Source organism: Thermofilum sp., from assembly GCF_038871435.1.
GTDB lineage: Archaea > Thermoproteota > Thermoprotei > Thermofilales > Thermofilaceae > Thermofilum > Thermofilum adornatum.
The window spans coordinates 40,404-52,854 of record NZ_JAVZIC010000003.1; the positions used below are offsets into that span (position 1 = coordinate 40,404).

The 12,451-nt window shown below is 47.1% G+C and carries 19 protein-coding genes and 3 tRNA genes; 8 read left to right on the forward strand and 14 right to left on the reverse strand.

Annotation, left to right across the window (positions count from 1 at the left end):
- Positions 1–8: 8 nt before the first annotated feature.
- From QXT17_RS04830 to QXT17_RS04860, 7 genes are all read right to left on the reverse strand, one after another.
- On the reverse strand, positions 9–338 hold the full coding sequence (locus QXT17_RS04830; protein ID WP_020962355.1) for a 30S ribosomal protein S17: 330 nt from the start codon (positions 336–338) through the stop codon (positions 9–11).
- A gap of 68 nt (positions 339–406) precedes the next feature.
- Positions 407–691 carry a ribonuclease P protein component 1 gene (locus QXT17_RS04835; protein WP_020962354.1) on the reverse strand — a complete coding sequence of 95 codons (285 nt, stop codon included), beginning with the start codon at positions 689–691 and terminating at the stop codon, positions 407–409.
- Positions 688–921: a 50S ribosomal protein L29 gene (gene rpmC / locus QXT17_RS04840; RefSeq protein ID WP_020962353.1), complete on the reverse strand. Its 234-nt coding sequence runs from the start codon at positions 919–921 to the stop codon at positions 688–690. Before rpmC ends, QXT17_RS04835 begins: the two co-directional genes overlap by 4 nt.
- Positions 918–1,535, reverse strand: a complete 618-nt coding sequence (locus QXT17_RS04845; RefSeq protein ID WP_052885505.1) for a 30S ribosomal protein S3 — start codon at positions 1,533–1,535, stop codon at positions 918–920. Before QXT17_RS04845 ends, rpmC begins: the two co-directional genes overlap by 4 nt.
- A gap of 8 nt (positions 1,536–1,543) precedes the next feature.
- On the reverse strand, positions 1,544–1,999 hold the full coding sequence (locus QXT17_RS04850; protein WP_020962351.1) for a 50S ribosomal protein L22: 456 nt from the start codon (positions 1,997–1,999) through the stop codon (positions 1,544–1,546).
- 72 nt (positions 2,000–2,071) lie between these two features.
- A tRNA-Pro gene (locus QXT17_RS04855) sits at positions 2,072–2,180 on the reverse strand.
- Positions 2,181–2,250: 70 nt separating this feature from the next.
- Positions 2,251–2,721, reverse strand: coding sequence for an Lrp/AsnC family transcriptional regulator (locus QXT17_RS04860; RefSeq protein ID WP_020962350.1), 471 nt, complete (start codon positions 2,719–2,721; stop codon positions 2,251–2,253).
- Positions 2,722–2,877: 156 nt separating this feature from the next.
- Here QXT17_RS04860 and QXT17_RS04865 point away from each other — a divergent pair.
- Positions 2,878–2,954: transfer RNA gene (locus QXT17_RS04865), tRNA-Arg, on the forward strand.
- A gap of 91 nt (positions 2,955–3,045) precedes the next feature.
- Positions 3,046–3,654 (forward strand): 6-phospho-3-hexuloisomerase, encoded by a 609-nt coding sequence (gene hxlB / locus QXT17_RS04870; RefSeq protein ID WP_020962349.1) that lies wholly within the window; start codon positions 3,046–3,048, stop codon positions 3,652–3,654.
- On the opposite strand, the gene QXT17_RS04875 is transcribed toward hxlB, so the two are convergent.
- Positions 3,655–5,445 (reverse strand): ATP-dependent DNA helicase, encoded by a 1,791-nt coding sequence (locus tag QXT17_RS04875; RefSeq protein WP_020962348.1) that lies wholly within the window; start codon positions 5,443–5,445, stop codon positions 3,655–3,657.
- Between the two features lie 73 nt (positions 5,446–5,518).
- On the opposite strand from QXT17_RS04875, the gene QXT17_RS04880 reads away from it, so the two are divergent.
- The 3 genes from QXT17_RS04880 to QXT17_RS04890 are packed head-to-tail and all read left to right on the forward strand — an operon-like array spanning position 5,519 to position 8,401.
- Positions 5,519–5,764 (forward strand): hypothetical protein, encoded by a 246-nt coding sequence (locus tag QXT17_RS04880; protein WP_020962347.1) that lies wholly within the window; start codon positions 5,519–5,521, stop codon positions 5,762–5,764.
- Positions 5,746–6,699 carry a thiamine-phosphate kinase gene (locus QXT17_RS04885; RefSeq protein WP_342783838.1) on the forward strand — a complete coding sequence of 318 codons (954 nt, stop codon included), beginning with the start codon at positions 5,746–5,748 and terminating at the stop codon, positions 6,697–6,699. The genes QXT17_RS04880 and QXT17_RS04885 overlap by 19 nt, the downstream gene beginning before the upstream one ends.
- 16 nt (positions 6,700–6,715) lie before the next feature.
- Positions 6,716–8,401 carry a radical SAM protein gene (locus tag QXT17_RS04890; RefSeq protein ID WP_342783837.1) on the forward strand — a complete coding sequence of 562 codons (1,686 nt, stop codon included), beginning with the start codon at positions 6,716–6,718 and terminating at the stop codon, positions 8,399–8,401.
- Here the strand turns inward: QXT17_RS04890 and QXT17_RS04895 are convergent.
- The 5 genes from QXT17_RS04895 to QXT17_RS04915 form a co-directional block, all read right to left on the reverse strand.
- Positions 8,398–9,069 carry a translation initiation factor IF-6 gene (locus QXT17_RS04895; RefSeq protein ID WP_342783836.1) on the reverse strand — a complete coding sequence of 224 codons (672 nt, stop codon included), beginning with the start codon at positions 9,067–9,069 and terminating at the stop codon, positions 8,398–8,400. The genes QXT17_RS04890 and QXT17_RS04895 overlap by 4 nt on opposite strands.
- Positions 9,070–9,072: 3 nt before the next feature.
- Entirely contained in the window at positions 9,073–9,381 is a 309-nt protein-coding gene (locus QXT17_RS04900; protein WP_342783835.1) for a 50S ribosomal protein L31e, read from the reverse strand.
- A gap of 12 nt (positions 9,382–9,393) precedes the next feature.
- Complete coding sequence (locus QXT17_RS04905) at positions 9,394–9,546, reverse strand: 50S ribosomal protein L39e (protein ID WP_052885636.1); 153 nt, start codon at positions 9,544–9,546, stop codon at positions 9,394–9,396.
- A gap of 55 nt (positions 9,547–9,601) precedes the next feature.
- Positions 9,602–9,946, reverse strand: coding sequence for a DNA-binding protein (locus QXT17_RS04910; RefSeq protein ID WP_288005754.1), 345 nt, complete (start codon positions 9,944–9,946; stop codon positions 9,602–9,604).
- Positions 9,947–10,009: 63 nt separating this feature from the next.
- On the reverse strand, positions 10,010–10,501 hold the full coding sequence (locus tag QXT17_RS04915; RefSeq protein ID WP_288005757.1) for a 30S ribosomal protein S19e: 492 nt from the start codon (positions 10,499–10,501) through the stop codon (positions 10,010–10,012).
- Positions 10,502–10,603: 102 nt separating this feature from the next.
- On the opposite strand from QXT17_RS04915, the gene QXT17_RS04920 reads away from it, so the two are divergent.
- Positions 10,604–11,371, forward strand: a complete 768-nt coding sequence (locus QXT17_RS04920) for a tRNA (adenine-N1)-methyltransferase (RefSeq protein ID WP_342783834.1) — start codon at positions 10,604–10,606, stop codon at positions 11,369–11,371.
- Positions 11,372–11,424: 53 nt separating this feature from the next.
- Positions 11,425–11,512: transfer RNA gene (locus QXT17_RS04925), tRNA-Leu, on the forward strand.
- Positions 11,513–11,584: 72 nt separating this feature from the next.
- On the opposite strand, the gene QXT17_RS04930 is transcribed toward QXT17_RS04925, so the two are convergent.
- A complete protein-coding gene (locus tag QXT17_RS04930; protein WP_342783833.1) occupies positions 11,585–11,992 on the reverse strand; it encodes a hypothetical protein in 408 nt (135 codons plus the stop codon).
- 126 nt (positions 11,993–12,118) lie between these two features.
- Here QXT17_RS04930 and QXT17_RS04935 point away from each other — a divergent pair, with 126 nt between their 5' ends.
- Positions 12,119–12,442: a helix-turn-helix transcriptional regulator gene (locus tag QXT17_RS04935; protein ID WP_020962337.1), complete on the forward strand. Its 324-nt coding sequence runs from the start codon at positions 12,119–12,121 to the stop codon at positions 12,440–12,442.
- Positions 12,443–12,451 lie beyond the last annotated feature (9 nt).

The window sequence follows — 12,451 nt, forward strand, 5'->3', positions numbered from 1 at the left end:
TACCACCTCTAAGCTTTACCAATCACGACAAATGAAACCGATTTTGCTAGGGGCCTGGTCTCGGCGACTATTACTTCGTCTCCAGGCTTAACGGAGATGCAGGGCGGCACACGTACATGTTTCTTTTTCCTTCTAACCTCATACCTCTTATACTTCTCGTTGTAGTGCAGGTATTCGTGAACAGCTACAGCTACATTCTGCATTCTCATCTTCTCGACTCTTAGCCTGAGAACCTGTCCCCTCACTGGAAGCTGGCCATGCCATGGACACAGTGGGTCATCGCACTTGTTTTGAGGAGGCTGGACTCCAGGGATTCCAACGCCCTTCTTCTTTGCCATCAGGATATCACCAGACGCGGAGATAAAAGGATGACCAGCTATATAAAAACGTTTTTATAGAGAACACATCACCACTCATATAGCTTCTTCTTTAATCTTTCCTCTGGCCGCCCCAACAAGTATCTACCATCTATCTTCACGACTTGCCCATCTGGAAGCCAGACACGCAACTTAACTTGGCTCTTGAAAACTCGGCGCTTTCGCCTACCTGGATAGCCGATAACAAGTGTCTTGTAGGTCTCATCTAGTATAAATCCTCTGATCCCAATCTGGAAAGGATTAGTAGAATCAACAACTTCTGCTTCGAGACCAATCAATTCATGTCTCAAAATGTTTCTAGGAGTTATTTTCATTGCTTCTCGGCGGTAGCGGCTACCTGGCTCTTACTTATCCCCAGCTTTTCCTCGTTCATCACAGTCAATATGCGTGCAATCTCGCGTTTAATCTTCCTTATGGATGAAGGATTCTCAAGAGAACCTCTATGGGCCTGCGCCTTTAGACGTGCAAGCTCAGCTCTAAGCTCCTGCAGTCTTTTCTCGCGTTCTTCCCTTGTCATTTTACGGATATCCTCTATACTACTCATGCCTCACCACCCTGAGGTACCTGTGAACGTACAAGTATCATGTCAGGCATCCTTGCAGGCTTCATGATCCTGACTTTTACACCATACATTCCAAGCTTCAAGAGGACGTGGACCACAGCTTCATCTACGAGTTCCTCGCCAGGCTCTCCGCTCTTTGGAACATATCCCCTAGTGAATCTTTCCGTGCGGTGTCGCTCGCTGGTAAGCTTCCCGCTGATAATTATTTCGGCGCCCCTTGCACCCGCCGCCATTATCCTGTTTAGGGCTATCATCGCCGCTCTACGGAACCTGACTCCTCTTACAAGTGCACGTGCAACGCGGTATGCCATTATTTTCGCATTGAGATCCTGATTGGGAACCTCGACGACGTCTATCTGTGGGTTCTCCAGTCCATATTCTTTTTCTAGAACGTCAGAGAGTGCCTTTATGTTGGCTCCTTTTCTTCCGATAACGAGTCCAGGAATACCAGCATATACAATGACTTTGGTGCCTATCGGGGTCTTAAAGAACTGTGCATGCACATAGTTTGCACGTGCAAGCTGACGTTGCAGGTACTCGTTAAGCATCATGTATTGGAGGCCTTGATTTACATATTTACGTGCAAGGCTGGACATTTGACCACCTAGCTTACTTCTTCACCTATAACTTCTACATGAACAAGCTGATCATAATAAGGCGTTGCACGCCCAAAAGCCCTTGGGAGATAATTCCGTATCTTCATTCCCTTATGTGCAGCCGCATGAACAATGCGTACATTTTCAACATTTAGCCCCTTAAACTCCGCATTGTTTTCCAAGTTATCCAGCAACTTCAACAGGTTCTTAGCAACTTTCACTGGATAGCGCCCGGGACCAGAAACAGTCGACTTATGGCCTACCTTCTTTTTATAGCGCCTAAGCGGAACAGCCCTCTTCATGTTGATTATTTCCTCTAGGATCTTTTTTGCTTCTCCAATACTTTTCCCCTTAATCAAGCGAAGAGTCTCCACAGTGAATTTATAGGACATGCTCACGTCTCGCAAAGACGCCTTAACAGTTTTCTCGGGGTCAAGCTCCACTGAGTATCGCCAAGTTGGCATCAAGACACCTAGATGCTCCTTATTGCCCCAAATAAAAATCTTTCTTTCTCTCAGGTTTTTTGGAAAATAAGTTGGTGGGGCCGCGGGGATTTGAACCCCGGACCACCTGGGCTCTCGTCTCGAGATCCCGATTCCTGCATCCATTGGTGCCAGGCATCCTTCCAGGCTGGACTACGGCCCCCAGAGGTTAGATAAACTCAAAAACTTAAAAAGATTGTTTTAATCGTCTCCAGATTTCCGGCGAAGGCTGTCTAATCTACTTGGACTCTCGGGTCTTCCTTTATAACTCTTAAAACATACATTGTCTTGGTGCTTTCGACTCCATCGATCTTGCCAATGTCGTCCAGGATGCGTGCCAGGTCTTCCTTGCTTTTTGCCCTGACCTTGAGAAGCGTAGAGTATTCTCCGGCGACATCGTATATCTCGACGATTTCTGGCATTTTTTCGAGTTCTTTTAAGACTTGAGAGTACTTCTGTGGAGACGCCACCACGCCTATGATGGCCGTAACCTTTCTGCCAACTTTTTCTGGGTCAACAATGGCTTGGAACCTCTTGATTACGCCTATAGATGAAAGCTTCTTTATGCGGAGGTGTACCGTTGCCTCGCTTATTCCTAGCTGGCTAGCAATCTGTGCATAGGGAGTTTTCGCGTTGTCCTGTAATATTTCTAGTATCTTTCTGTCAATGTGGTCTAACTTGATTTCACCACTCTTTTCGGACATATTCAACACCATGATGTAATCAAGTGTTCTGGTTTAAAAAATTTTTTATTGAACCACGGGAGAAAACCTTAAACATGGCGCTGGTGTCAGCGTATTTTATCAGCCCACGCTTACAACAAATAAATATTTTTGTTTAGTGTCCTATTGATAATCAATGGGCCCGTAGCGCAGTCAGGAAGCGCGGCGGCCTCCGGAGTCGCAGGTCCCGGGTTCAAATCCCGGCGGGCCCGCCACTGAGCATCATTTTTTTGCAAGTAGCTACAGGGGATTAACGCATTCAAGTATTACAGAAACATTATTATTGTTGTGGTAGCCTATTGAAACGTGTCAGAAGACGTAGTAAAGGCCATGGTTAGTATAGCGTCGTATGTCGAGAAAGTTTCAAACGAGATAGACAAAGAGTCCGTGACAAGGTTTCTGAAAATCCTTACATCAGCGCTTGCAAATAAACGTAAAATCCTCGTGGTGGGTGCAGGTAGAAGCGGCCTTGTAGGCAAGGCATTCGCGATGAGGCTTATGCATCTAGGCTTCAATGTCTACGTCGTCGGCGAGACAATCACGCCGTCAATCTCTGAGGGAGACGTCCTAGTAGCTGTGAGCGGATCCGGTAGCACACAGATCGTTCTATCTGTGGCCTCTGCCGCCAAAAGAGCAAAGGCACAAGTTGTAGCTGTAACATCTTTTGCCGAGTCGCCCCTAGGCAAAATAAGCGACCACGTGGTCGTTATTCCCGGAAGAACAAAGGTCGCGACGGAGACAGACTACTTCGCTAGGCAGGTTCTAGGAATGTACGAGCCCCTGGCGCCACTGGGAACACTCTTCGAAGACAGCGTGATGATATTCTTCGACGGTGTAATCTATGCATTGATGAATATCCTTGGCGTCGGAGAAGAAGACATGAAGAAGAGGCACGCAAACGTAGAGTTTGTATAGCTACAGTGGGAGCTTTCCCATTTTAACCATAAAGTCAAAGCTTGATAGGTATGCTTCTCCCTCTCCCTTCATGCGTTCATCCAAAACGTAGACCTTGACTCTGTCTTTCTCGCTCCTTATTCCTCTACCAATGCTCTGGACAACCTGCATATATGCTGGATAAAGGTACACATATTTCCACGCCAGGTCTCTGCTTCCAAGCTTTTCCGAAAGCAGTTCATACATTTTTTCATTTTCAAGTGTTGGCTCGGGTACGGGTAGACCAGCTATAATTATTGTGTCGATAAGGGATTTTCCGCGGACGGTGTATTCGACTCCTTCGACAAACTTTCCCCTTGCAACTACGCAGACTAGGATCTTCTCGTTTTCAAGCACCTTTTCGATCATGGATTTTAGGGAAGTGTCCCGGCGCTCGAAGACGAGGGGCCTGGACTGGATATAGGGGACAATATTCAGCATGAAAGAATATGAGGGAAAGACAGCAACCGTTTTTTTGACGCCTGGATAGCTAAAAATCAGATCGATGGCCTTCGCATACCTCCTGTATAGTTCCTCGGTTCTAGCTGTGTATCTAGACGTGAGTCCTTCCACAATGACTACCTCGACATTGCTCCCCCAAATGTTTGGGTAGCTGGTCTCTAGTATACGGTCGCTAGGTATGTCGAGCATTACCTGGAGATATTCACGTGGGGGCAGTGTACCTGACATCAGTACTGCGCTTCTCACTGAAGAGAAGACCTGAGAACCAACCCTACGCGGGTTTACAAGAGTCAACCTCAAAGAGACACCTTCATCGCCAGCTGTAACAGAAGCTATGTATTCATGTGAAGCGCCTCTCAGGGCCTGCAGGAAGGTGTAGACACGCCAAATAAATGTTGAGGTCTCAGCCGGTTGGTCGGAGCCAAAAAGGTATCTTGAGAGGGACTCTGGGGAAGGCATATTTTGCAAGACTTCGTCTATTGAAATGCTAAAAGTTGGTCCCACCTTGTGCCTGTACCGTCTCAAATAATTCAGAGCATGGGCAAGCTCACTAATTATTTCTGCTGACGCTTTAGAGTTTCGAACAAGCGAGAGAGTCCTCTTCAGATCATTCTCCGAGAGGTGATAGCTCTCGGCATCAACTATAAAGCCTGGAAGATTATGGGCCTCGTCAATTATCAGTATAGAGTTTCCGAGGCTACCCCCGAGAGCCTCCTCTAAACGCTTCCTCAGATCACTGCTGAAAATATACGGATAGGAAGCAACAATGAGTCTAGCGTTTTTCAAATTACTCCAAGTAACCTCGAAGGGGCAAACACCGGATCCAAGTCCCAGCTCGCGGGAAGTCTTAGGAGTCAAAATTTCCGGCAACTCCATCTTTGTTTTTATGTCTGTAGAATAGGGGCATGCCCCCGTCTTCCTCTTATACCAGCAGAAATGGAGAAACTCTTGATAAGCCAGCCTAGAAGCACCCTTCAAGAGACAGTACTTCTGTTTATTCATTAATACCACTGTGGGAACATTGATGCCTACAGCTTCCAGCCTTTTAACTTCTCGAACCGGGGCCTGAAACTGTGACCTGGACCGGGCGAGGTAGATTATCTTGGGAGCACCTGCCGCCAGCGCGCCAGCAATCACAGAGACTGTTTTACCGATTCCAGTCGGATACCTGGCTAAGAGAATTTTTTTGTCTTCGAAGGTCTCTTTTACTGCTAATGCTAGCTGGATTTGTCCACTGCGTGTTCTCTTGTATGGAATATAGTTCTTTACCTCAAGTATCTCTGCTTCTCTTTTCTGATGGTCTCTATACATTTTTAGTGTTTCACTAGAAACAATCTGATAAAGCTTAATAACTTGTCTGGTTGCTTCGATGTGGAGATGCCCAATGAGCAGGCAAGAAAAATATTCCGTGCCCAAGGCTCTGCTTGGCCTACTCACAATAATAGCGATTATCGTGGTCTCTTACTTTTCATATAAAACCCTTGCATACATACTTAACTGGGAGCAACCGCCTGGAGACGGATTAACAGCCTATCAAACATATATGATGTGGCTGATCTACACCCTTTTCCTTTTGACAGTTGCTTTTATCCTGTACGAGACCTTTAAGAAATGGGAAAAACAGCAATGAATGTTTTACGCGAGGATATCATCATAGACTGGGTTACAAGTCAACTGGGGATCCAAAAGAACGATGCCGCCTTTTTTGAGCACAACGAGATAAAAATAGTTATCAATGTGGATTCTTTTGAGAACACTATTCACCTTTACCCCTTTGTACCTCTACGGATAGCTGGTAGACGCGCTGCCACTGGTTCTCTAAGCGATGTTTTGGTGAAAGGAGCTGTTCCCAGAGGGATCCTCACAGCTATTAGGGCTCCAGCCACAATGTCTATTGAGTCCTGCAGGGAATTCTACAATGGAATAATCGACGTGGCTAAGAGGTATGATTTACGTATCCTTGGAGGAGACACAGACATAGCGGAGACTGGAAGCCTCAGAGCCGATATAGTAGTCTTTGGCTTCGCCAAGGGAAAAATTGCTAACAGGTGGGGTGCAAAGCCGGGCGACTTGCTGGCAGTTTCGGGCAGAGTGGGGCTCTCAGCAATACTATACTATTACTATAGACAAAACAGTGTTAATTGTAGCATCACAAGGGAAATGCTAGAGGAATACGGTTGGGGGCAATTGCCTAAGCCGGCAGAGTGGCTAGCCCTAAAAGAAAATGTGCATGCCGCCATAGATAACAGTGACGGCTTGGCTTTGTCGCTACACTACCTGTCCGAAGCCTCAGGCGTCAAACTGATAATTGATCATATACCTCTACACCCGCTCGCCGAGGAATGCATCCCAAAGGAGAGAATACTGGACGAGGTTCTCTACAATTCAGGCGAAGAATACAACTTCATTTTTACCATACCCGCCGAAGAAGAGTCAACTGTCGCCAAGCTTGGATTTACTGTTATTGGGAAAGTAGAAGAAGGTCGCGGGGTTTATTTCAGAGATGGGATAGAAATTAAAAAGATTGGCTGGGTTGGCGGGGCAGGCTACAATAAAAGAAGATAACTTCGACGGGAGATGAATGACTAAAGTTGTGCTTCTCGACGGCTATAACGATGAGCCTGCGGGGCTGGGTGTACCACCATATATAGACATATATCCTCGCTACATCGCTGGTGCAATCTGGAGCGTCGAGAAAACTGCGACAATCCACTATTTCACTATTGACGAGGCCCGACGCCTAAAGGAAAAATTCTTCAGCACAGTAGAGAAGAGCGACCTGCTAGTCGTCTTCGGCGGCATCACTGTGCCTGGAAAATACCTAGGTGGCACCCCTATAACATTAGAGGAAATTCTCCGTATACCACGACAGGTATCAAGACCCAAAAAGATACTTCTTGGACCGCTTGTCCGTTTTGGTTTCGGCAAGTCTGGGGGAGAAAGGGCTGTCCCACGTGAAGAGTTCCTCGACGCATATGACCTTGTAGCCCCCGGAGACCCCTGGCTAGTCATATATGACTACATGAGGGAAAAAAGCCTAGAAAAGGTAGACAAATACGCTATTTCTAGGGACTATACCCTAGTGAACCAGTTCGCGGTGAGGGGGGCGAGAATCGTTCTACAGCACCCGAACCTGGGATACAATCTTACAGCAGAGATTGAGACATATAGGTCTTGTCCACGATGGGTAACGGGTGGATGTAGCTTTTGTATTGAGCCGAGGTTCGGCAGGGTCGTGTTCCGAGAGCCGCGCGATATAGCGCTAGAAGTCAGGGCCCTGTATGAGCTCGGCGTAAAGGGGTTCAGGCTGGGCCGGCAAGCAGATTTCCTTGTATACAAGGGCCGAGGAGTAAACGAAGTCGAGTTTCCTGAGCCAGACCCCGAGAAGATAGAAGAGCTCATGAGACATGTAAGGCTTGCCGCGCCTGACGCAGAGATGCTTCACATAGACAATGTTAATCCTGCAACAATATACCTGCACAAGGAAAAGGCCAAGGAAGCCCTAAGAAAAATCGTAAAATATCATACCCCAGGGGATGTCGCTGCTTTTGGCCTAGAGAGTGCAGATCCAGACGTAGCAAAGGCAAACAACCTTGGCAACGATGCCGATGGGGTAATCGAGGCAGTAAGACTTGTAAATGAGGTCGGGAAGAATAGGGGATGGAACGGCTCGCCAGAACTATTGCCAGGCATAAACTTTGTCCTGGGGCTTCCAGGCGAGACCGCAAAAACATTTAGGCTAAACAAGGAATTTCTTCTCAGAATCCTAGAAGAAAACCTCCTCGTTAGAAGAGTAAACATAAGAGAAGTGTTGCCTTTACCTGGTACCCCAATGTGGAGTATAGGAACAAGGATAGCTGAGAAAAACAAGAAATACATAAAGGCATTCAAAAAGTGGGTTCGCGAACATTTTGACCAAGAAATGATCCGAAGGGTCTACCCAAGCAAAACCATAATTAGAAACTGTTATGTCGAAAGGGTTGGAAACCCATCTGTAGCAAGGCCCCTTGGGAGCTATCCGATAACAGTCTTCCTAGAGGGCTCATCATTGAAACAATGGGAAAAGGTAGACTGTCTAGTCATAGGCGCTAAGGCCCGCTCCCTTGTAGGTGTCCCCTTACCAATAAACCCAAGAGAACTGTCGCTGGGAACAATGAAAAAGATTTTTGGAAACAAATTAGCTGTGTCGATTAAGGCTGGAAAACTAGAAGAAGCCGAAAAAGACCCGTTCTATAAGTATGTACTCCGAAAAGGAGAACAATTTTAGGCGAAGAGGATCCTCTGCAGTTGCATCAGTTCGTGTCCAGTAGTGTCTTCACCCACCAGTGCGCCTTTTACGTTTGCTACTAGACCGGTTTTCAGAAACATCTTTCCCCTATTTATCGTCAATATGCCGGCCTTTACCTTTAGAACATTCTCAATAGTAGATATTTCTTCATCTGTAGCCAGCGGCGGAACAGCAACAGCCCGATTAGTAGCAACAGCCAGGCTTCCCACAAAGGGCACATCCCCAATATTCATCTGTATGCATTCTACTCCTAGCACATCCTGTATGGTTCCTAGTGCCTGTTTGGGGAGAACCTTGCTCACGACACACCCATTGTTGTTGACCAAGACAAGGTTTCCAATACCAGTCTCCCTGACGTCCTCCAGGACAGCTAGATTAAGGTCCACGTTCTTCCTTAGCAACTCAAGTTCGGTATCCGTAATGATCCTTGGCAAGAGAATCCCATTGTTGTTTCCCGCTACGAGTATTCCGAGGAGCCTGGTTCCAGCAATCGTTAGCCTGTAGACGTCTACTTGCAGGTTTTCGCGAATCTTGTGGTCAAGCTTCTCAGGCGCGTCCGATGGTATCAGGGAAAAATTATCATTGACGAAAATATATACACCTATATTTGGGGTGCCAAAAAGAGAAAGAGCTTCTACATTAACCATTCATTATTCGGCCTCTTCTTCTCCAATTCCCTGCGGTAGAACGGTGACCTCTGAGATTTCCCCATCTTCAACAGTAAACTTCACATCTAGTTTGACTTTTCTAGGCGGCTTCTCGATGCTCCTAGACCATAGGAGCTCGTTAAGCCTAGGGTCAATTTTTATTGCTCCAGAGTATCTAAGGTGCCTGGCAACGAACTCCCTAATCTTCCTTATCGCGACCTTACTTCTCTTTTTCCTGGGAGCGCTATAAACACTTCTAAGATTTATCACATAGCTACGTGTATGCTCCCCCTCAGGCAACTTGCTGGACATGAGCTACCACCCCTATAGCTGCATCCTGCTTCTACGCCAGTTTCTTCTAGGCTTTCTGCGAACCTTCCCCAGAGTCTTGCCAATGATCCATATGGGTATCTGCTGGTTGCTACGCGTCGCGGCCGCTAGGCGGAGCTTTTTACCTAGAGGTTTAAAGTGCGCCATTTCCACCACTTACTGCCAACATTTAGGAAAATGGATTTATAAATTTTAGGTGTAGCTAAAAGCTGAATTTTACCCGGATATCCCTCCTAGTGCTTGAAAGCTGTGCAAGTATCTCTTTCAGCGTCTCGTCATCTATGGGAAGCTTTACCCTGCCCGTCTGCGCCAATTGTATAAGTTGAACCTCAAGTGTCTCGACAAGTTCAGGCTTTACAAGCTTAAGGTTTGTCAGCCTGGCCCTGGCCTCAGGCGTCAATATTCTGCGTAAAAGTTCCTGCCTCAAGGCTTCTTCTTCGGCCTTCCTGGCAGCCGCCTCCTTTTCAGCCTCAAGGCGACGCTGGTACTCCGCCAGTTTCCTTCTCTTAATCTCCTCTAACTCGTCAACCTCATCTTCATAACTCATGCCTAACACCATGTAACATTTGGGACAAGATATACTTTAAAGTTTCTGAAAAGCCTAGCTTACCTACTGCGATTGAGGAGCAGGGCTCGCCTGCGGCTTCGCCAAGTACTTTTCGAGCTCAGGTCTCTCTTGAACCAGTTTTTTAAATGTCTCTAGAGCGATCTTGTCTAGCAGAGACCTACCCTTCGGGGTGACCACGCGACCTTTCGGAGTCTTCGCTATCAATCCAGCGCTTTCAAGTTGCTGTAAAGCCTTCCTTATCGAGGAGCCTCCACTCTTCTTGAAATGTTTCCTCTTGACAGTGTTTTTTGTCCTCCCGCCATACGCCGTTCGAAGCCTTTCAAGGCCAACTGGACCATTGAGGTAGACTTTCCTCAGAAGAGCAGCACACCTCTTGTACCACCAATCTGGATCGTCAGGGGGCCTCTCGCGGGTAGGCCCGGTCTTTGCGTAGAGGCTCCACTCTGGGGGCTTAATCTCGCTGACGTTTTCTTTTAGGTATTTGGCCACCTCTTCTATTAATAGCCTAGCTGGTACGAGCCGTGCATCTACCATATGTATCCTAACACAACCCTAACTCTATTTATTTAAAGATTGCGTGGAAAGAAACGTCCCCAGAAAAGAAAAAATAAAAGGGCAGAAACCGGGAACAAGACTGTGTCCAGCGTCGTTAAGCAGGGAGACTGGATAATACTCTACCACAGCGATAAGCATAGATACGTCGTCAAGGTGGAAGAGGGAAAAATGTTCCACACGACATACGGTAGCATTAACCTCTCCAGCCTTATAGGCCTCAAGTACGGCGACGAAGTAGAAACAAACGTCGGAGAAAAATTAACAATCTCAAGAGCAAACTTCGTCGACAGGCTCGAAACAATCCCCAAGCACACCCAGGTCATCTATCCAAAGGACGCCGCCTACATCCTCATAGCCGCAGGAATAGGCCCAGGCTCCCGAGTCGTAGAAGCAGGCACCGGGACAGGATACATGACAGCTATACTCGCATGGTACGTAAAACCCAGCGGAAGAGTCTACACCTACGAGATCAGGAAAGACTTCTACGAGAAGGCCCTTAAAAACCTAGAGAACCTCGGGGTGCTCCAGCACGTAGAAGCAAAAAACAAAGACATAAGAAACGGCATAGACGAGGAAGAAGTCGACGCGGTCATCCTAGACATGCCCGACCCCTGGACCGTGACAGAACATGCAAAAAACGCGTTGACACACGGAGGAACAATAGCAGTCTTCATACCCACCATGCCACAGCTCGAAAAAACAGTAGTATCCCTGAGAAAAACAGGCTTCAAACAAATAGAACCCACAGAAATACAGCTCAGAAAATACAAGCCAATACCAGAAGAGCTACGCCCAGAAACACTAGGCGTCGTACACACAGGCTACGTGGTCCTAGCACGCAAACTCTAGCAAAACATAGAGACGAAAATCTTATAGCCCACGGACTATTTAGATTTCTAGAGGCGGGGGTGCCCGAGCCAGGTTAAAGGGGGCGGACTCAAGATCCGCTGGCGTTGGCCTGCCCGGGTTCGAATCCCGGCCCCCGCACCACACATTGTCAGGCAAAATTATCTCATAAACAATGAAGCAACAAGAAAGCACGCGTTTTCCAAAAACTCGCCCTCACGTTGTCAAGGAAAGATGCCGGGCGGGCTTCATGTCCAACAAGAACTTTCTCCTCCAGCCCGCCCTCTCAAGTAAACCGTCCAAGGTCTTCAGGACGCCTGGCTTCAAGGGGGCCAACACGACCTTGTACACTTTGCCCCTACGCATAGAATAAAACATCAAAACGATAGTCTTACCCTCGCCCTCTCTACGCGAATATACAAACACAGCTTCCTCTAAAGCCTCGTCGGGATCTACGAGATTATACTCTGACAGCCACCTCTTCAAGGTAAGAAAATAGCCCTTGTATTTCTCAGGGTGCCTCAACTTCTGCAAACCGGCAACATCTACATCTAGCCAGAAAACCTCTGGGTCCTTGTTGACAATGTAAAGCCCCAGACTCCTAAGAATCCTCGCCCTCAACATATTACCCAGCTTCTCCCTCATAAGAGGTATTTATACCTTAGTCTCCACCTGTCGCCAGCGGCCTATTTGTGGATTTATGTAAAAAATTGATATATATGAGTATATTTATGCTATATGTGAAAAATCATGTGTGAAATAGACGAGAAACTCGTTGAAGCACAGGCAGAACTCTGCAAATCCCTAGCACATCCCCTCAGACTCAAAATACTCAGCATCCTCTCAACCGGTCCCAAAAACGTCACAGACATCGTGAACACGCTAGGCGAGCCCCAGCCCCTCGTCTCGAGACACCTACTCTTCCTCAAAGAAAAAGGAGTAGTAAAGGCAGAGAGAAAAGGAACAAACATCTACTACTCCCTGGCATACCCAGAACTCCAAGAAGCATGCAAAATAATACAACAAGTGCTCAGAAAGATCCTAGCCGAAAAAGCAAGCATAGCTACACGGTAAAACATGCAT